The organism is Micromonospora sp. NPDC049529, assembly GCF_055586685.1.
Genome location: NZ_JBVJHT010000002.1, coordinates 293,207 through 311,822, shown reverse-complemented (window position 1 = coordinate 311,822; position 18,616 = coordinate 293,207). Strand labels below are relative to the sequence as shown.

The 18,616-nt window shown below is 70.6% G+C and carries 14 protein-coding genes; 8 read left to right on the top strand and 6 right to left on the bottom strand.

What is annotated here, in order from left to right; translation table 11 throughout:
- The first annotated feature begins 298 nt into the window (after nt 1-298).
- On the top strand, nt 299-1,390 hold the full coding sequence (locus ACZ6QQ_RS04130) for a lytic polysaccharide monooxygenase auxiliary activity family 9 protein (RefSeq protein ID WP_465874182.1): 1,092 nt from the start codon (nt 299-301) through the stop codon (nt 1,388-1,390).
- 89 nt (nt 1,391-1,479) lie between these two features.
- On the opposite strand, the gene asnB is transcribed toward ACZ6QQ_RS04130, so the two are convergent.
- A complete protein-coding gene (gene asnB / locus ACZ6QQ_RS04125; protein WP_465874180.1) occupies nt 1,480-3,441 on the bottom strand; it encodes an asparagine synthase (glutamine-hydrolyzing) in 1,962 nt (653 codons plus the stop codon).
- A gap of 112 nt (nt 3,442-3,553) precedes the next feature.
- On the opposite strand from asnB, the gene ACZ6QQ_RS04120 reads away from it, so the two are divergent.
- From ACZ6QQ_RS04120 to ACZ6QQ_RS04110, 3 genes are all read left to right on the top strand, one after another.
- Nucleotides 3,554-5,068 carry an aminopeptidase P family protein gene (locus ACZ6QQ_RS04120; protein WP_465874178.1) on the top strand — a complete coding sequence of 505 codons (1,515 nt, stop codon included), beginning with the start codon at nt 3,554-3,556 and terminating at the stop codon, nt 5,066-5,068.
- A 98-nt stretch (nt 5,069-5,166) separates the two neighbouring features.
- Nucleotides 5,167-6,894: an NAD-binding protein gene (locus tag ACZ6QQ_RS04115; protein WP_465874177.1), complete on the top strand. Its 1,728-nt coding sequence runs from the start codon at nt 5,167-5,169 to the stop codon at nt 6,892-6,894.
- 20 nt (nt 6,895-6,914) lie between these two features.
- The gene (locus ACZ6QQ_RS04110) at nt 6,915-7,397 is read left to right on the top strand and encodes a hypothetical protein (RefSeq protein WP_465874175.1); all 483 of its coding nucleotides are present in this window, start codon (nt 6,915-6,917) and stop codon (nt 7,395-7,397) included.
- Between the two features lie 126 nt (nt 7,398-7,523).
- On the opposite strand, the gene ACZ6QQ_RS04105 is transcribed toward ACZ6QQ_RS04110, so the two are convergent.
- The gene (locus ACZ6QQ_RS04105; RefSeq protein WP_465874173.1) at nt 7,524-8,234 is read right to left on the bottom strand and encodes a hypothetical protein; all 711 of its coding nucleotides are present in this window, start codon (nt 8,232-8,234) and stop codon (nt 7,524-7,526) included.
- A gap of 17 nt (nt 8,235-8,251) precedes the next feature.
- On the opposite strand from ACZ6QQ_RS04105, the gene ACZ6QQ_RS04100 reads away from it, so the two are divergent.
- Together ACZ6QQ_RS04100 and ACZ6QQ_RS04095 are read left to right on the top strand one after the other, a co-directional pair.
- Nucleotides 8,252-8,422 carry a hypothetical protein gene (locus ACZ6QQ_RS04100; RefSeq protein ID WP_465874171.1) on the top strand — a complete coding sequence of 57 codons (171 nt, stop codon included), beginning with the start codon at nt 8,252-8,254 and terminating at the stop codon, nt 8,420-8,422.
- A 409-nt stretch (nt 8,423-8,831) separates the two neighbouring features.
- The gene (locus tag ACZ6QQ_RS04095; RefSeq protein WP_465874169.1) at nt 8,832-9,566 is read left to right on the top strand and encodes a C39 family peptidase; all 735 of its coding nucleotides are present in this window, start codon (nt 8,832-8,834) and stop codon (nt 9,564-9,566) included.
- 79 nt (nt 9,567-9,645) lie between these two features.
- On the opposite strand, the gene ACZ6QQ_RS04090 is transcribed toward ACZ6QQ_RS04095, so the two are convergent.
- Nucleotides 9,646-10,173 carry a hypothetical protein gene (locus ACZ6QQ_RS04090; protein WP_465874168.1) on the bottom strand — a complete coding sequence of 176 codons (528 nt, stop codon included), beginning with the start codon at nt 10,171-10,173 and terminating at the stop codon, nt 9,646-9,648.
- Between the two features lie 248 nt (nt 10,174-10,421).
- Here ACZ6QQ_RS04090 and ACZ6QQ_RS04085 point away from each other — a divergent pair, with 248 nt between their 5' ends.
- Complete coding sequence (locus ACZ6QQ_RS04085) at nt 10,422-13,226, top strand: aconitate hydratase (protein WP_465874166.1); 2,805 nt, start codon at nt 10,422-10,424, stop codon at nt 13,224-13,226.
- A 72-nt stretch (nt 13,227-13,298) separates the two neighbouring features.
- Here ACZ6QQ_RS04085 and ACZ6QQ_RS04080 read toward each other — a convergent pair whose 3' ends face one another.
- Nucleotides 13,299-14,492 (bottom strand): cytochrome P450 family protein, encoded by a 1,194-nt coding sequence (locus ACZ6QQ_RS04080; RefSeq protein WP_465874529.1) that lies wholly within the window; start codon nt 14,490-14,492, stop codon nt 13,299-13,301.
- A gap of 250 nt (nt 14,493-14,742) precedes the next feature.
- Complete coding sequence (locus tag ACZ6QQ_RS04075; RefSeq protein ID WP_465874165.1) at nt 14,743-16,980, bottom strand: transglycosylase domain-containing protein; 2,238 nt, start codon at nt 16,978-16,980, stop codon at nt 14,743-14,745.
- 181 nt (nt 16,981-17,161) lie between these two features.
- Between ACZ6QQ_RS04075 and ACZ6QQ_RS04070 the strand changes: the two genes are divergently transcribed.
- Entirely contained in the window at nt 17,162-17,407 is a 246-nt protein-coding gene (locus ACZ6QQ_RS04070; protein WP_465874163.1) for a DUF2630 family protein, read from the top strand.
- An 89-nt stretch (nt 17,408-17,496) separates the two neighbouring features.
- Here ACZ6QQ_RS04070 and ACZ6QQ_RS04065 read toward each other — a convergent pair whose 3' ends face one another.
- Nucleotides 17,497-18,435: a serine protein kinase RIO gene (locus tag ACZ6QQ_RS04065; RefSeq protein WP_465874161.1), complete on the bottom strand. Its 939-nt coding sequence runs from the start codon at nt 18,433-18,435 to the stop codon at nt 17,497-17,499.
- Nucleotides 18,436-18,616 lie beyond the last annotated feature (181 nt).

The following is an 18,616-nucleotide window of genomic DNA, read 5'->3' as shown; positions in this document are numbered from 1 at the left end:
ACAGCGCGGGGGCTAACGCGCTGTGCCGGATGCCGCCAGGGGGCCGCGCGAGCAGCACACCCGTCCATGATCGGACGCAGCGTCTGTGTCGCCGCCTGCCCGTCGCGAAGTTTCCCGCCATCACCGCGTACGGCTCGCGCGACACCACGACCCGGTGTCCGACCCGGGTGCCCGCACTCCGCGGGACCCGCTGGTAGTCCGCAGCACCGGCGTACCCACCCGCCTGCGGCTCTAGCCCCACGTAAAGGAGTTACTCGGTGAAACCCTTCCGCAGAGTCGCGGTGTTCGCCGCGCGGCCATGCTCACCGCCGGCATCGTCACGGTGGTGACGCCCAATGCGGCGCTCGCCCACGGTGCCGCCATGGCGCCCGGCAGTCGTACCTTCCTGTGTTGGAAGGACGGGCTCAGCCCACGCGGCGACATCCAACCCAACAACCCGGCGTGCGCCGCCGCGGTCGCCCAGAGCGGGGCCAACTCGCTCTACAACTGGTTCAGTGTGCTGCGCTCCGACGCGGGCGGCCGGACCACCGGCTTCGTCTCCGACGGGCAGTTGTGCAGCGGTGGCAACGCCAGTTTCGCCGGCTACAACCTGGCCCGCAACGACTGGCCGCTGACCCACCTGACCGCCGGTGGCAACTTCAACTTCAAGTACAGCAACTGGGCCCACCACCCGGGCACCTTCTACTTCTACGTGACGAAGGACAGTTGGAGCCCGACCCGGGCGCTGGCCTGGAGTGACCTGGAGGAGCCGTTCCTGACGGTGACCAACCCGCCGCAGAGCGGTGGGGTCGGCACCAACGAGGGGCACTACTACTTCAGCGGGCGGCTGCCGACCGGCAAGAGCGGCAAGCACATCATCTACTCCCGCTGGGTGCGCTCGGACAGCCAGGAGAACTTCTTCGGCTGCTCGGACGTGGTCTTCGACGGTGGCAACGGCGAGGTCACCGGGGTCGGACCGGGCGGCTCCAACCCGCCGAACCCGACCACCCCGCCGCCGAACCCGACCACGCCCCCGCCGAACCCGACCACCCCGCCGCCGAACCCGACCACGCCGCCGCCGAACCCGACCACCCCGCCGCCGGGCACCGCCGGCTGCGAGGCCACCTACCGGGTGACCGGCAGTTGGTCCGGGGGCTTCCAGGCGGAGGTCACGGTACGCAACACCGGCACGTCGGCGATCAGTGGCTGGACCACCCGCTGGACCTGGGCGAACGGTCAGACGATCGCCAACCTCTGGAACGGCGCCCTGACCCAGAGCGGATCATCGGTGACCGTACGCAACGCCGGTCACAACGGCAGTCTGGCCGCCAGCGGCACCGCCACGTACGGCTTCACCGGCAGTAGCGGGGCCACCAACACCGCACCGACGGTGAGCTGTAGCAGTCCGTAACGCCCGTACGCGAAAAGCCGGGCCCGGCGCCGCGATGGCGTCGGGCCCGGCCCGTGTCCGTCACTCCCGTGCCGGTCGACCTCGCGGGGTCAGGCCACCATCGAGCCGACCACCGGCTTGGTGAGCAGGGCCGACTGGTTGCGCTGGATGCCCGGGTCGAGCGACCGCTCGACGAAGATCGCGTGCCAGATGCAGAAGATCAGCACGGTCCACACCTTGCGCGAGTGGTCGGCCTCCTCCCGCTTGTGCTCCTCCAGCAGCCGCATCGCGTACGACAGGTCGAGCAGGTCACCCGCGCCGGAGGTGGAGAGGATGTGCCGGGCCCACTCGTACATCTCGCCGCGCAGCCAGACCCGGGTCGGGGTCGGGAAGCCGAGCTTGCGCCGGTTGACGATGGCCGGCGGCACCACGTTGCGCAGGGCCTGGCGCATCGCGTACTTGGTGGCGTCGGAGCGGGGCGGCAGTTTCAGGTCCACCGGGATACCGGCGGCGACGTCGAAGACCTCGCGGTCCAGGAACGGCACCCGTACCTCCAGCGAGTGCGCCATCGAGATCCGGTCGGCCTTGACCAGGATGTCGCCGCGCAGCCAGGTGTAGAGGTCGATGTACTGCATCTTGGTCACGTCGTCGAGCTCGGTGGCCTCGGCGTAGATCGGCGCGGTGACGTCGGTGTAGCGCACGCTCGGGTCGTAGCGGCGCATCAGCTTCTGCTTTTCCTCCTCGGTGAACATCCGCGCGTTGCCGTAGTAGCGCTCCTCGATCGGGGTGGTGCCGCGCTCCAGGAAGCTCTTGCCCTTGACCCCCTGCGGGATGGCCTTGGAGACCGCGCGCAGGCCCTTCTGCATGCCGCCGGGCAGGCTGTTGACCGCGCCGAGGGAGAGCGGCTCCCGGTAGATCGTGTAGCCGCCGAAGAACTCGTCCGCGCCCTCGCCGGAGAGGACCACGGTGACGTGTTCGGCGGCCTTCTTGGCGACGAAGTAGAGCGGCACCAGGGCCGGGTCGGCGACCGGGTCGTCCAGGTGCCAGATGATCTTCGGCAGGGCGTCGATCATGTCCTGCGGCCCGATCTTCGTCGGGATGGTGGTCACCCCGAGGTGCCGGGCCGACTCCTGGGCCACGTCGATCTCGGAGTAGCCGGGCACGTCGTAGCCGACCGTGAAGGTCAGGATGTTCGGGTTGAACTCCCGGGCCAGGGCCACCACCGCGGTCGAGTCGATCCCGCTGGACAGGAACGAGCCGACCGGCACGTCGGCCCGCATGTGCATCCGTACGCTCTCGCGCAGCGTCTCCCGGATCTGGTCGTAGAGTCGCTGCTGGTCGTCGACCGGGGCGGGCCGGAACACCGGCCGGTACCACCGACGGACGTCGATCCGCCCGCCCGGCGTCCAGGTCAGGTACTCCCCCGAACCGATCCGGCGGATCCCGTGGTGCAGCGTGCCTGGCTCGGGCACGTACTGCAACGTCAGGTAGTGCGACAGGTTCGCCGCGTCCACCCCGGCGTCCCCGGCGTGCGCCGCCGGCGCGAACGGGAGCAGCGCCTTCTTCTCCGAGGCGAGGTAGACCCCGTCGTTGGTCTCCAGGTAGTGCAGCGGCTTGATGCCGAAGTAGTCACGGGCGCCGAACGCCCGCCGCTCCTGCCGGTCCCAGATCACGAACGCGAACATGCCGCGCAACCGGGTGAGCACCTGCTCGCCCCAGTAGTGGAACCCGGCGACGATCACCTCGCCGTCACCCTGGGTGGCGAACTGGGCGCCGAAGTCGCGGGCCAGCTCCTCGCGCAGCTCCAGGTAGTTGTAGATCTCGCCGTTGAAGGTCAACAGGTAGCGACCGTCGGCGTACGGCAGCGGCTCGTGGCTGAGCGCCACGTCGATGATCGACAACCGCTTGTGCGCGAAGACCGCGTCCGACCGCGCGCCGGACGGGTCGACGATGACCTCCACCCCGGTCTCGTCCGGTCCCCGGTGGTGCAGGCATTCCAATGCGCCGGCGAGGGCGTCTCGGTGCGCGCCGGCGTCGCCGCGCGTGCTGAAAAAGGCCAGGAGTCCGCACATGGCGGTCATCTTTCCACGCGCGCCGGGCGCGTGTGCCGGCACCGCTGGGAGATCCGGACCCCGCCCGCGCGGTACGGTCTGAGAGGTTGGACGGGCCTGGGAGGAGCGGGACATGAGCGGCGACCGGAACGAGGACACGGCAAACGAGGACACGGCGGAGACCGCGCGGATCGAGTCGCACGATCCCGACTTTCCGGAGAAGTTCCTCGCGTTCATGCGGGAGGGCTGGCGGGACTCCGCCCTGGCCGTGACCCCCCGCCCCGAGGCGCCCAACTACGCCAAGCGTCGGGCCGCCCTCTCGGCCGCGTTCGCCGGCGAGACGCTGGTGATCCCGATCGGCACCGAGAAGGTACGGGCCAACGACACCGACCACCCGTTCCGGCCCGGCAGCGACTTCGCGTACCTGACCGGTGACCACGACCCGGACGACGTGCTGGTGCTGCGGCCAAACGGGTCCGGCCACGAGGCGATCCTCTACACCCAGCCGCGCAACTCGAAGGAGACCGACGAGTTCTTCCGCAGCCGCAACGGTGAGCTGTGGGTGGGCCGCCGGCACACGCTGGCCGAGAAGTCGACCGAGCTGGGCGTCGAGACGGCACCGCTGACCGACCTGGCCGCCGCGCTGGCCGACTGCGCGCCGGGGCGTACCCGGGTGTTGCGCGGGTTGGACGCCTCGGTCGACGCGGGCGTCCGCCCGTACGACCCGCCGGCTCCCGCCGGTGACCAGGCGGCGGCCCGGCTCGGCCGGGACCGGGAGCTGGCCGCGGTGATCGCCGAGCTGAAGCTGGTCAAGGACGAGTGGGAGATCGCCCAGCTCCAGGACGCCATCGACGCCACCGTACGCGGCTTCGAGGACGTCGCCCGGGTGCTGCCGGCCGACCGGCCGGTGACCGAACGGCTGCTGGAGGGGATCTTCGCGCTCCGGGCCCGGCACGACGGCAACGACGTCGGCTACAGCTCGATCGTCGGGTCGGCCGAGCACGCGACGATCCTGCACTGGGTCCGCAACACCGGCGTGACCCAGCCGGGCAAGCTGCTGCTGATGGACATGGGGGTGGAGGGGCGCAACCTCTACACCGCCGACGTCACCCGGGTGGTGCCGGTCTCCGGCACCTTCACCCCGTTGCAGCGCCAGGTCTACGACATCGTGTACGCCTCCCAGCAGGCCGGGATCGAGTTCATCCGGCCCGGCGTGAGTTTCAAGGACGTACACCGGACCTGCATGCGGGTGCTCGCCGAGGGGCTGTCCGAACTGGGACTGCTGCCGGTGAGCGTGGACGAGGCGATGGACGAGACGTCGACGGTCTACCGGCGCTGGACGCTGCACGGGTTCGGCCACATGCTCGGCATCGACGTGCACGACTGCTCGAACGCGCGCAAGGAGACGTACCGCGACGGTCCGCTCGGCGAGGGCTACGTGCTGACCGTCGAGCCGGGTCTGTACTTCCAGCCGGAGGACGAGTTGGTTCCGGCGGAGCTGCGCGGGATCGGCATCCGGATCGAGGACGACGTCCTGGTGACCCCGGCCGGCGCGGTCAACCTGTCGGCGGGCCTGCCCCGGCAGGCCGACGAGGTGGAGACCTGGCTGGCCGCCCAGCGCGAGGCGGGTCACCGGCTGCCGGGCTGACGGCGGGCCGGGCGACCGGCACTTGACGATCTTCCATGGGGTCGAACCGCAACGGTACGATGACGCTGCGTCCACGCCCGATCCCCACGGGAGGCGTCGTGCCCGGCAGGAGTCTCGGCGAACCCCCGCGCGCCCCGACCATGGACGTGCTCCGGGTGGTCTTCGCCGTGATCGGCGTCGCCTCCGTCGTCTGTGGCTACCTCGGCTTCGACCGGTACTTCCGCTACCACCTGAAGCAGCCCGCACATCCGCTCGACCTGCTCTACTACGACCTGCAACTGTTCGTGCTCGGCTCACCGCCACTGGACGACGGCGGGCCGTTCCCGCTGCTGCTGGACATCGCCCGGTTCAGCGCTCCCGCCGTCACCGTCTACGCCTTCATCGAGGCCGGGCGGCTGGTCTTCCAGACCGAACTGCGACGGTTGCGGGTCCGCCGGGCCCGCAACCACGTCATCGTCTGCGGCGACGGCATGATCGCCAGCACCCTCGCCCGGCGGCTGCGGGCCGATGGCGAGCGGGTGGTGTCGGTCCCCTCGGGCGCGGTGGCCACCGAGCCGGGCACCCGTCGGGTCGCCCGCGCCGCCCGGGACCCGGACGTGCTGGCCGCGGCCGGGGTCGGGCGGGCCCGCGCGCTGTACGCCTGCACCGACGACAGCGCCGCCAACACCGCGATCGCCCTCGCCGCCGCCCGCCACGGCAGGTACGGCCGGCGCAGCCCGCTCTCGGTCTACGCCGAGGTTGCCGACCCGGAACTCTGCCTCGCCCTACAGGCGCGGCATTTCGGCCTCGGCGGGCAGCCGGGCGCGCGGGTGGACTTCTTCCACATCGACGACCTGGCCGCCCGCAAGCTGCTCCGTCAGGAACCGCCGGTCCCGGTGAACGGTGAACCGCCGAGGGTGGCGGTGCTCGGCGCGACCAACTTCGGCCGGGCCGTACTGGTGGAACTGGCCCGGCGGTGGCGGCTGGGCGACCCGCGCGACGACCGGCCCGTACCGGTCGCCCTGGTCGACGAGTTCGCCAGCCGGGCCCGTGACCAGCTCATCGAGCGTTTCCCGTTGCTGTCGCGGGTCTGCCGGATCACCGCGTACGACGGAACACTGAACGAACTCCTCGCCGCCGGCGGGCTCCCGATGCCGCCCGACCGGGTGTTCATCTGCTACGACGACGAGCAGTGGGCGCTCAAGACCGCGCTGACGGCGGAGCAGGTGTGGCACGGCGAGCCCGGCTCGGTGGTGGTCCGGCTGGACCGGCTGGCCAGCCTCCGGGACGCGTTCGGTGGTTCCGGTCAACACCTGCTCGACGACCTGTCCGGCACCCTGCGCCTGTACGGCGTGGTCCGGGCGGCCTGCGACCCCGAGCTGATCGGCGACCATCTGGCCCGGGTGATCCACGAGGGCTACGTCGCCGCCCGGCGGCGGCGCGGTGGGCAACCCTCGGACCCGCCGACCCTGATGCCGTGGGAGGAACTGAGCGAGACGCTGCGGATCGCGAACCGGGCCCAGTCCGAGGACTTCGGCGGCAAGCTGCGTGAGCTGGGGTGCGTCCTCGCCCCCCGGGTCGGTCCGGCCGAGGAGTACGTCCTGACCGAGCCGGACGTCGCCCGGCTGGCGATGCTGGAACACTGGCGCTGGGTACGGGAGCGCACGGCCGCCGGCTGGCGGTACGGTGAGCCGCGCGACGACGGGCGACGGCTGCACCCGGCCCTGGTTCCGTGGGAGGAGCTCGGTCCGGAGATGCGCGAGCGCAATCACGACGTGATCCGGGCGATGCCCACCATCCTGGCCGACGCCGGGTTCCGGATCGTTCGGCTGGGGCAGCACGGGTGACGATGAACGGACGGTGGGTCGTGCCGCGGATCGGAGTCACCGGTCATGTGATCCTCGCCCGCGGCACCGCCGAGCTGGTCTCCGCGTGTCTCGCCGAGCACCTGCGGCCGTACGCCGGGCCGGGGTTGCACGGGATCACCTGTCTGGCCAACGGCGCCGACCAGCTCTTCGCTCGGGAGATCCTGAACCTGCACGGCACCTACGAGGCGGTGATCCCGGCGGCCGACTACCGGCGGTGCGCGGTCGAGCGGGAGAACCGGGCCACCTTCGACGAGCTGCTGGAGCGGGCGGTGCGGGTGGACTACATGCCGTACGACCGGTCCGACCGGCGGGCGTACATGGCCGCGAGCGAGGAGCTGCTGAACCGGTGCGAGCTGCTGTTCGCGGTCTGGGACGGCCGACCCTCGGTCCACGTCGGGGATACCGCCCACGTGGTCGACGTCGCCCGCGAACGCGGCCTGCCCGTAACGGTCCTCTGGCCCACCGGCGCCCAACGCGGCTGACCCCCACCCCACCCCACCCCACCCCACCCCAAGATCGCGCAAATGTAGAGAAAGAGGGGCTTTCCCCGAGCGGGAAGCCCCTCTTTCTCTACAAGAGTGCGGATCTTCAGGGGTGGGGTGGGTGGGTCAGCGGGGCGGGATCTCGACGGTGATCTCCGTGCCGAGTCGGGCGCCGTTGGTGAGGTCGAGGTCGTCGCCGCTCCAGAACCGGCCGGGGTCGTACCAGTTCGGCCGCCGCCCGGCCGGCAGCAGGCCCATCTCCTCGTACGTCACGGCCACCACCTCGGCGCAGTAGGCGGTCTCCAGGTCGCTTTCCCGACGATCCGGACCAGCCGGCGCAGGGTCCTCGCCCGACCCGGTGACCCCAGCGGGCGCACCCGCCCCGAACAGGCCGGTACGCCGCACGTCCGGCACCCGGCCGCGCAGCCAGCGCCAGGCCATCCGGGCGGTGGAGGGGAACGGCGTGCCGTCGAGCCGGGCGATCGTCCGCAGCACCGCGTCCTCGTGTTCACGGCCGGCGGGCGGCTCCAGTTGGCGCAGCCAGGCGCGCTGTCCGTACCGGTTCGCCCAGACGCAGACGGCGTCGCGAAGGTTGTGCAGTTGGACGCCGCGCTGGTGGGTGCCGGACCACATGTCCGGTAGCGACCGACCCAGTTCGGCATGCCACATCAGCGGCGGCAGGTCGTCCAGGACCACCGCCATGCCGACGTGGTTGACCGGGCTGTTCGTGGTGAACTGGATGGCCCGGTCCGGCATGCTTCGTCCGCGAAAGACCCACAGATCCCCGGTACGGGTCACGTCGACGGCCTCGTCGAGGCTGATGCTCGTATCAACCACTCGACTACCCTAGGCGGATGCGTTGGTGGAAGATAGTTGGCCTGGCAGGCGTCGTCGGCGTGGCGGCCACGGGGGTGGTGGTCGCGCGGGCCGAGCGTCGGCGGCGGGCGTACACCCCGGACCAGATCCGGACCCGGTTGCGCGACCGGCACGCGGAGGCCAACGCCCTCGGCACCAAGGAAAGCTGACGGTTTCGGACCGGATGTCCGGTGTGTGACCCGGTGTCGGCGGGCCGGACCCGGATTGGCTTGATCAACTGACCCGGGTGCCCCCCGGCGGAATGCCCGGGGCCCCGGATCGGTTATACCCACGTACGCCGGAGCACCCCGACCGGGTGACCTCCTTGACCGGCCCACCGGGTGGCACGCCCCCGGGAATGATTGACGGGCCGGCCCGGTTACATCCCCCTGAACGACGGAGCACCCCGAGCGGGTCGCCTCCGAGATCGGCCCGACGGGTGACGCCTCCCCGGAATGCATGACGGGCCCGATCGGTTACATCCCCGAGCACGCCCGACCAGCCCCCTTGGCCAGGGCGTGTGGCTTATCCCCGTGCTTCTCCCCCGGTACGGGACACCCCCAATGGAAGGCAACCATCATGACTACCTTCAGTCAGTGGCTACCGGCCATCGCAAAGACCCCCGCAATTCGTAAGGGCGCGCTGACCGTCGCAGGTTTCGCGTTCGTCGGCGGAGCCATCGCCGGCCCGCTGGGTGCCACCGCGCAAGCGGCTCCGGCCCACCCGGCCCCGGCCATGACGACCGTCGCCCAGGTGACGTCCGACCGTGGTCACGACGACGGCGGTCACGGCAAGGACCAGGGCAAGTCGGCCAAGGAACTCAAGGTCGACTACCAGGCGCAGCCGAACTTCTTCTGGTGTGGCCCGGCCTCGACCCGGATCGCGCTGAGCGCGGACGGTCACAACCTGAGCCAGGACGAGGTCGCCAAGAAGCTGGGTACCACGGTCGAGGGCACCAACTCGGCCGAGGACACCACCCGGGTGCTGAACGACGTTGTCGGCGGTCACAAGTACAAGACCACGGCCATCCCGGACAGCAAGGCCAAGCCGGAGCAGATGGACAAGCTCCAGGCCGACGTCAAGAGCGCGGTCGACGACAACCGTGCCGTGGTGGCCAACATCATCGGCACCGGGACCGACACCGACGGGGTCACGCACTCCTACGAGGGCGGCCACTACCTGGCCGTGGTCGGCTACAAGGACGACGGTCGGCAGGTGAAGATCTCCGACCCGGCCAACCCGAACGACTCGTCGTACTGGATGACCACCATCGACATGGCCAACTGGATCGCCACCCGCGGTTACTCGGCCTGACGCTGGTGACAACCGAATAGCAGGACAGTAGGACCGAGGGGCCAGCTCACCCGAGCTGGCCCCTCGTCGTGTACGCGGGTCAGACGACCTCGCCGAGGCCACCGTCGACCGGGCCGGAGCCGTCGTTGCCGATCTCGTCGACGGTGGCGCCCGGCTCGCGTACGGCGTCGGGGGCGCAGAGCACGGTCACCCGGTAGGAGAGGCCGACGTTGGACCAGATGTCGCCGTGCACCCAGAGGCAGAGACCCACGCCCGTACCGCCGTCCGGGTGCTCGTAGAACTCGACCACCGGGTCGGCGATCGCCCCGACCAGACCCTGGGTGCCCTGGGCGGTGCCGGGGATCTGCAACAGGCCGACGCTGAGCTGCACCTCGACGTCTTCGAGGGCGTCCAGGTCGTACCAGTGCGTGTCCGGCAGGAAGAGCCGGGAGTCGACCCGGCGGCGCTTGTACTCCGGCCCCATCAGCCCGGTGTCGGCGTCGGGCTGACCGCCGATCCAGGCGATGCCGGCGTAGTCGCTGCGCAGGCGCCGGGCGTCGGTGAAGAATCCGGTGGCCACGGTGTCGATGCGCGGCTGGGCGGCGAGCTGGACGGTTGCGTCGGTCACTCGCGGCACCCTAGCACCGACGCCTGTACCGGGTCCGACCCTCCGCCGCCCGCTGGTGTCCGGGGCCCACCACCCGGTGCGGGGCCAGCTTGCGTCAGTAGCAAGACGGACGTACGGTTTTAATAGCCGAAGGAGCCGGTCGGTAAGTGTTACCTAACCCGCGCGCGGCGGTAACACATACGAAAGACTGCTCAGGACTATTCACGGTCGCCCTTCGGCCGGAAGGCATCGGCCGGAACGAACACAGCGTGAAGGAGTACGACGTGGCGAGCCTCGACACCTTCGGTGCGAAGAGCCAGCTACGCGTCGGAGACGCGAGCTACGAGATTTTCTCAATCAGCAAGGTGGCCGGTCAGGACCGCCTGCCGTACAGCCTGAAGATCCTGCTGGAGAACCTGCTCCGCACCGAGGACGGCGCGAACATCACCGCCGACCACATCCGGCAGCTCGGCGGATGGGACCCGGACGCGGACCCGAGCGTGGAGATCCAGTTCACCCCGTCCCGGGTGCTGATGCAGGACTTCACCGGTGTGCCCTGCGTCGTCGACCTCGCCACCATGCGTGAGGCCGTCCGCGACCTCGGCGGCGACCCGACCCGGGTCAACCCGCTCGCCCCGGCCGAGCTGGTGATCGACCACTCGGTCATCGCCGACCTGTTCGGCCGCGAGGACGCCTTCGCCCGCAACGTCGAGCTGGAGTACGAGCGCAACCGCGAGCGTTACCAGTTCCTGCGCTGGGGCCAGACCGCGTTCAACGAGTTCAAGGTCGTCCCGCCGGGCACCGGCATCGTGCACCAGGTGAACATCGAGTACCTGGCCCGGACCATCATGGAGCGGGGCGGCCAGGCCTACCCGGACACCGTGGTCGGCACCGACTCGCACACCACGATGGTCAACGGCCTCGGCGTACTCGGCTGGGGCGTGGGCGGCATCGAGGCCGAGGCCGCCATGCTCGGCCAGCCGGTCAGCATGCTCATCCCCCGGGTCGTCGGCTTCAAGCTCTCCGGCGAGGCGCCGACCGGCACCACCGCCACCGACCTGGTGCTCACCATCACCGAGATGCTGCGCAAGCACGGCGTCGTCGGCAAGTTCGTCGAGTTCTACGGCCCCGGCGTGAGCGCGGTGCCGCTGGCCAACCGGGCCACCATCGGCAACATGTCGCCCGAGTACGGCTCCACCGTCGCCATCTTCCCGATCGACGCCGAGACCATCCGCTACCTCCAGCTCACCGGCCGCAGCGAGCAGCAGGTAGCGCTGGTCGAGGCGTACGCCAAGGCGCAGGGCCTCTGGCACGACCCGGACGCCGAGCCGAACTACTCCGAACGGCTCGAACTCGACCTGTCGACCATCGAGCCGTCGCTGGCCGGGCCGAAGCGCCCGCAGGACCGGGTGCCGCTGGGCAACGCCAAGACGATGTTCCGCTCCGCCCTGATCAACTACGTCGGCGAGGACAACCCGGTCGCCCACGGCCCGGCCGACGAGGCCAGCGAGGAGTCGTTCCCGGCCAGCGACCCGCCGGCCAACGGGATCAACGACCCCGACGACGCGCCCCGCGACCTCGTCTCCGCGGCGACCGGCGCGAAGGGACGGGCCAGCGCCCCGATCCGGGTCACCGGCGACGACGGCACCGAGTTCGAACTCGACCACGGCGCGGTCGTGATCGCCGCGATCACCTCCTGCACCAACACCTCGAACCCGCAGGTGATGATCGGCGCGGCACTGCTGGCCCGCAACGCCGTCGAGCGCGGCCTGAACCGCAAGCCGTGGGTGAAGACCACCCTGGCGCCGGGCTCGAAGGTGGTCATGGACTACTACGAGCGCGCCGGCCTCACCCCGTACCTGGAGAAGCTCGGCTTCCACCTGGTCGGCTACGGCTGCACCACCTGCATCGGCAACTCCGGCCCGCTGCCCGAGGAGGTCTCGGCGGCGGTCAACGAGCGTGACCTGTCGGTCGTCTCGGTGCTCTCCGGCAACCGGAACTTCGAGGGCCGGATCAACCCGGACATCAAGATGAACTACCTCGCCTCGCCGCCGCTGGTGGTCGCGTACGCGCTGGCCGGCACGATGGACATCGACCTGGCCAACGAGCCGATCGGGCTCGGCTCCGACGGTCAGCCGGTCTACCTGCGCGACATCTGGCCGAACTCGACCGAGATCGAGGAGGTCATCGCCAGCGCGGTGCGCAGCGAGATGTTCACCGCCGACTACGCCGACGTCTTCGCCGGTGACGAGCGCTGGCAGGGCCTGCCCACCCCGACCGGTGACACCTTCGCCTGGGCCGGTGACTCGACCTACGTGCGCAAGCCCCCGTACTTCGAGGGCATGTCCCGCGAGCCGCAGCCGGTCGTCGACATCACCAACGCCCGGGTGCTGGCCAAGCTCGGTGACTCGGTCACCACCGACCACATCTCGCCGGCCGGCTCGATCAAGGCCGACTCCCCCGCCGGGAAGTACCTGGCCGAGCACGGCGTGGCCCGGCACGAGTTCAACTCGTACGGCTCCCGCCGGGGCAACCACGAGGTGATGATCCGGGGCACCTTCGCCAACATCCGGCTGCGCAACCAGCTCGTGCCGGGCGTCGAGGGCGGCTTCACGGTCAACCACCTGACCGGTGACCAGAGCTCGATCTTCGACGCCTCGGTCGCGTACCAGGAGGCGGGCGTACCGCTGGTCATCCTCTCCGGCAAGGAGTACGGCTCCGGCTCGTCGCGCGACTGGGCGGCGAAGGGCACCATGCTGCTCGGCGTACGGGCGGTCATCGCCGAGTCGTACGAACGGATCCACCGCTCGAACCTGATCGGCATGGGCGTGCTGCCGTTGCAGTACCCGGTCGACGTGACCGCCGAGACGCTCGGCCTCACCGGCACGGAGACGTTCACCATCACCGGCGTGACCGCGCTCAACGACGGCGACGTCCCGCGTACGGTCCGGGTCAGCACCGACACCGGCGTGGAGTTCGACGCGGTCGTCCGGATCGACACCCCGGGCGAGGCCGACTACTACCGCCACGGCGGCATCCTGCAGTACGTGCTGCGTCGGATGATCGCCAGCTGACGTCACAGCCCAGCCGACGAAGGGGTCCTCGCCGATGGCGGGGACCCCTTCGCGTACCCGCTCGGCGAGCGGTCAGAAGGTGACCGGCAGGCTCCGCAGCCCTCGGGTACGGAAGTTGGGGCGCCAGTCCAACTCGGCCGGGTCGACCGAGAGTGCGAGCTTCGGGAAGCGCCGCAGTACGGCACCGATCGCCACCTGGAGTTCGAGCCGGGCGAGCGGGGCGCCGACGCAGTAGTGGATGCCGTGGCCCAGGGTGAGCTGGCCGTTGTCGGTCCGGTCCGGGTCCAGCAGTTCCGGGTTGTCGAACCGGCGCGGGTCCCGGTTGGCGAGGGCGACGCCGAGCAGCACGCTCGCCCCGGCCGGGATGGTCACCCCGCCGATCTCGACGTCGGTGACCGGGAACCGGCGCAGCGCCACCGGCGACGGCGGCTCGTAGCGCAGCAGTTCCTCGACCAGGGCGGCCGGCGGTTCGGGTGCGCCGCGCACCCCGTCGAGCTGCTCGGGGTGGCGCAGCAGGGCGAGCAGACTCGTGCCGATCAGGTGGACGGAGTTCTCGTAGCCGGCGAAGAGCACCAGGAAGGCGAGCGAGGTGAGTTCGTCCTCGCCGAGCCGGTCGGTGCCGCCGTCCGCCCCGGTGTCCCGGGCGGCGATCATGGCGCTGAGCAGGTCGTCGCCGGGCTCGCGGCGCTTGTCGGCGATCAGCCGGACCATGAACTCCTGTAGTGCCACGACCACCCGACCGGCCGCCCGGGGGTCGTCCGCGGGTGGGCTGAGCATCACGTCGGTGAAGCCGCGCAGGGCGGCCCGGTCGGCCTCCGGCACCCCGAGCAGGTCGGAGATGACGGTGACCGGGAGCGGGCCGGCGTAGTCGGCGACCAGGTCGGCGTGGCCGTGCGGGGCGATCCGGTCGAGCAGTTCCTCGGCCGCCGCCTCGATCCGGGGCCGGAGACCGGCGATCCGCTGCGGCCCGAACGCCTGGCTGACCAGCCGGCGGATCCGGGTGTGGTCGGGCGGGTCCATGTTGAGCAGGTTCGCGTCCAGCGCCGGGGGCAGCGAGAAGCCGCGCCAACTGCCGTCGGAGTTCGCCTTGTCCAGGGAGAGTCTCGGGTCGGCGAGTGCCGCGCGTACGTCCGCGTAGCGGGTCACCAACCAGACCGGGCTTCCGTCCGGCAGCGCTGTCCGGTGCACCGGCCCGGCCTCCCGCAACCGTGCGTAGGTCGGGTACGGATCGGCGACGAACGCGGCGTCGAACGGCAGGGAGGGCAGGCTCTGAGTGGATTGTCCCGTCACCGCACGAGGCTAACCCGTCACGGCGGCCGCCACCGACCGGTGTCCCGGCGCACCCAAGGAGCGTATTCCGTCGTGTCAATGACCGATATCGATACGATAAACGTGCCGACCGCTGCCGTTGATCCACGCGCGCCGAGCTGTCGCGGAAGGTTCCCGCTCGACAGACCAGCGCGCGTGGATCACACAGTGGCCGACTCCCGACCAGCGCGGCGGGATGAGGCGAGGGTCAGCGGTTGCGGCGGCCGGGGATGACGGGCTGGTTCGGGTTGGCCGGCGGCTGGTTGGTTCCGGCCGCGTTTCCGTCCCCGCGAGGCGGGTTGTTCTGGGCCGGCGGGTTGTTCTGGGCCGGCGGCTGGTTCGGGCCGTCAGCGCCGTACGCGATCTCCCGGCTCGGCGCCGGGAAGTCCGTCCTCGGCTTGCCCTGCAGACCGGCCGCGATGGTCCGGGCGACCGCGTCGACCACCTTCGACTGCACCGCCGAGCCGACGTGGTCACCCGGGTCGTCCGGGTTGGCCGCGATCGACGCCACCGCGAGCTGCGGGGTGAAACCGACGAAGGTCTCCGTCGCGTTCTCCTCCGAGCTGCCGGTCTTGCCGGCGACCGGACGACCGCCCAGGATGCCCGTGACCTGGGTGGCGGTGCCACCGTCACAGGTGTCGAGGCTGGACTGCTGGCCGACCGGGCAGCGGGCCGCGTCGGTGGCCGCCCGCGCCACGTCGGCGCTCACCACCCGGTTGCACGACGGCCCGACCCCGTCGACCTTCGCGCCGTCCGGACCGGTGATCGAGTTGACCGGCAACGGCTTGCAGTAGACCCCGTCCGCACCCAGCGTCGCGTACGCGTTGGCCAGGTCGAGCGGGGTGGTCGAGGCCACCCCCAGGGTGAAGGCGCCCCAGCCCTCGGCACCGTCGGCGGCCAGGTCGGCGTCGGACTTCGCCCGGAACTGAATCCCGAGCCGCTGCGCCATCTCCACCGCCTTCTCCGCGCCGACCTGCTGTTCCAGCCAGACGAAGTAGGTGTTGACCGACCGGCCGAAGCCGGTCCACATGTTGCGGTAACCGTCCATCCAGTCGGGGTTGTCGTTGCCCGGGCACCAGACGCCGTTACAGCTGTTCGGCCCGCCGTCCGGGTACTTGCTGGGGAACTTGGCCGGGGAGACGAAGCCGGTGTCGAGGGTACGGCCGGACTCCAGCGCGGCCAGCATGGTGAACATCTTGAACGTCGAACCGGCCTGGTAACCCTCGATCGCGCCACCACCGGCGACGAGTTGGTTCACCGTGTTCGGGTAGTTCTGCTGCCCGGCCGGGTTCGGGTCGAGGCTGTAGTGCCGGTTCACCGCGAGCGCCAGCACCCGACCGGTGCCCGGCTGCACCGCCGCCATCGGGGCGGCCCGCTTGTTGCTGTACCCGTAGACGGTCAGCGTCTGCTGCAACGCGGACGCCTGGATCTTCGGGTCCAGCGAGGTGACGATCGTGTACCCACCACGACGCAGCGCCTGCTGCCGGTCGGCGACCGTGGCGCCGAACGCCGGCTGGGCGTTCCACCACTGCCGGAAGTAGTCGCAGAAGAAGCCCCAGTCGTCGTGCCCGGCCGGCATGCTGCCGCAGTCGTTCGGCGCCTGGGTCGGGTGCAGGGCCAACTCCTCGGCGTCGGCCGCCTTCGCCTCGGCGTCCGTGATGACCTTCATCTTCGCCATCGCGCCCAGCACGTACGACCGCCGGTCCAGCGCCGCCTGCTTGTCCCCGCTGATCGGGTTGTCCGAGTCCGGCGACTGCACCAGCCCGGCCAGCAACGACGCCTCGGCCAGCGTCAACGCCGAGGCGGACTTGCCGAAGTACCGCTGGCTCGCGGCGGCGATCCCGTACGCGCCGGCACCGAAGTAGGCGATGTTCAGGTACCGGTCCAGGATCTCCTGCTTGGAGAGCTTCTTCTCCAGGGCGACCGCGTACCGCATCTCCTGGATCTTGCGACCCTTGGTCTCGGCGGTCGCCGCGGCCCGCTGCTCCGGGGTCAGGTTCGGGTCGGACTTGAGCACGTTGCGGACGTACTGCATGGTCAGCGTCGACGCGCCCTGCTCGACCTCGCCGTTGCTCTGGTTCGCGACGAACGCCCGGACCACACCGCGCAGGTCGACGCCGCCGTGCTCGTAGAACCGGGTGTCCTCGGCCGCGACGATCGCCTGCTGCATGCTGGTCGCGATCTCGGTGATCGGCACGTCGACCCGGTTCTCGTCGTAGAACGTGGTCAGCAGCGTCTTGCCGTCGTTGGCGTAGAGGTACGAACGCTGGGCGGTCGCCGGCACCTTCAGGTCATTCGGCAGGTCCTCGTACGAGTCGCTGGCCGCCTTCAGCACCACACCGGCGAGCGCGCTGGCCGGCAGGGCCGACGCGGCAAGCACCGCACCAGCCAGTACGCCGTACAACAGGAGCCGCGCCGCCTTGCCCAACCGGGTCTTCTCCGTCACCGGTCAACAGTGCCTGCGAGGTCACGAACCATCACCGACCGGGCCGGGATCGTTAGCAAAGTCACGGCCGGCGCCAAGGCAACGTACAGCCGGGAACGGGACGGCCCGCGCCCCCGGTGGCAAAGCACACCCGGGCCGGGGAATACGGACGCCGCCGCCGGGCCTGTGACAGGCTCTCCGCATGGACGACAGCACGATTCTGAGCCGGATCAACGAACTGGTCGACGAGGAGCACAAGCTCCGCAGCCAGGAACAGGCCAACCACAAGACCACCGACGAGGAGCGCGCGCGGCTCCGGGCCCTGGAAGAGTCCCTCGACCAGTGCTGGGACCTGCTCCGCCGTCGGCGGGCCGCCCGCAGCGCCGGTAACGACCCGGAAACGGTGGGCGACCGGAGCAAGAACGAGGTGGAGAGCTACCTCCAGTAGCCGGCAGAGCTACCTCCAGCAGCTGGCCACACTCCGACACAGCGCCGGGCCGGACCGTTCGGCCGACCCGGCGCTGGGCCGGGAACACGTCACCGTATCCCCGCCTCCCCGAGCAGCCGGCCGGTCAGGGCCTCCGGGTCGAGCAGTTCGCCGGGGAGCCCCCGTGACCGGAACCAGTTCGACACCACCCGTACGTCGCGGGCCAGGAACTCCCGACCCTGCGGGTTGGCGACCACGTCCACCACCTGCGGCAGGTCGATCAGCACCAACCTGCCCTCGTGCACCAGCAGGTTGTACGGCGACAGGTCGCCGTGGGCCAGCCCGGCGCGGGCCAGCACCACCAGGGCGTCGAGCATCTGGTCCCAGAGGCCACGCAGCTCGGCCGGCTCCGGCCGGGTCTGGGCCAACCGGGGCGCGGCCTGCCCTTCCTCGGCGTCCCCGACGAACTCCAGCATCAGCTCGGTGCCGAGCAGCTGCACCGGGTACGGCACCGAGATGCTGCCCATCTCCCGGCTGATCTCCCAGAGCCGGGCCAGCGCGCCGAACTCGGCGGCGGCCCACTGACCGGCGATCATCTGCCGGCCGAACGCGGTCCGCCCCTCCATCGCCCGGTTCTCCCGCGAGCGGCGCACCCGGCGCCCCTCCAGGTAACCGGCGTCGCGGTGGAAGAGCCGGTGTTCGGCGTCCCGGTAGCGCTTGGCGGCCAGCAGGCAGGACCGGTCGGTGCCGGGCACGTACCGTCGGACGAGGTGCACGTCGGCTTCCTTGCCCGTCTTGAGTACGCCCAGCTCACTGTCGACCGCGGCCAGCTCGGTGACCAGCCAGTCGGGGTGCGGTTCCGGGCCCTGTACCGCCTGGTCCCAGCTCGACCAGCGGTCGCCGACCTCGGGCGCGTCGGTGTCGGTGTTGGTGTCGAAGCCGGCCGCCGGCAGTGCGTGCCGGGACCGCTTCAGAAACTGCGGTTCGTCGTCGTCGAAGCGACGGGTACGGCGCTCCCGCGCCGGTGGGACATGGTCGTGCTCACGCAAGGTAGGAATCCCTCGATCGAGGTGGAAGAAGACGGGTACGGGCGCGCGACAGCGACAGCGACGACAGCCATTTACTCGACCTCCTTCTCTCCTCGACCCGGACTCAGCCGGACCCTGCGGACGTGACCGGACCATGCTCACCGGCGACCGGTCCGGCCGTCAACCGATTTAACCGGCGACC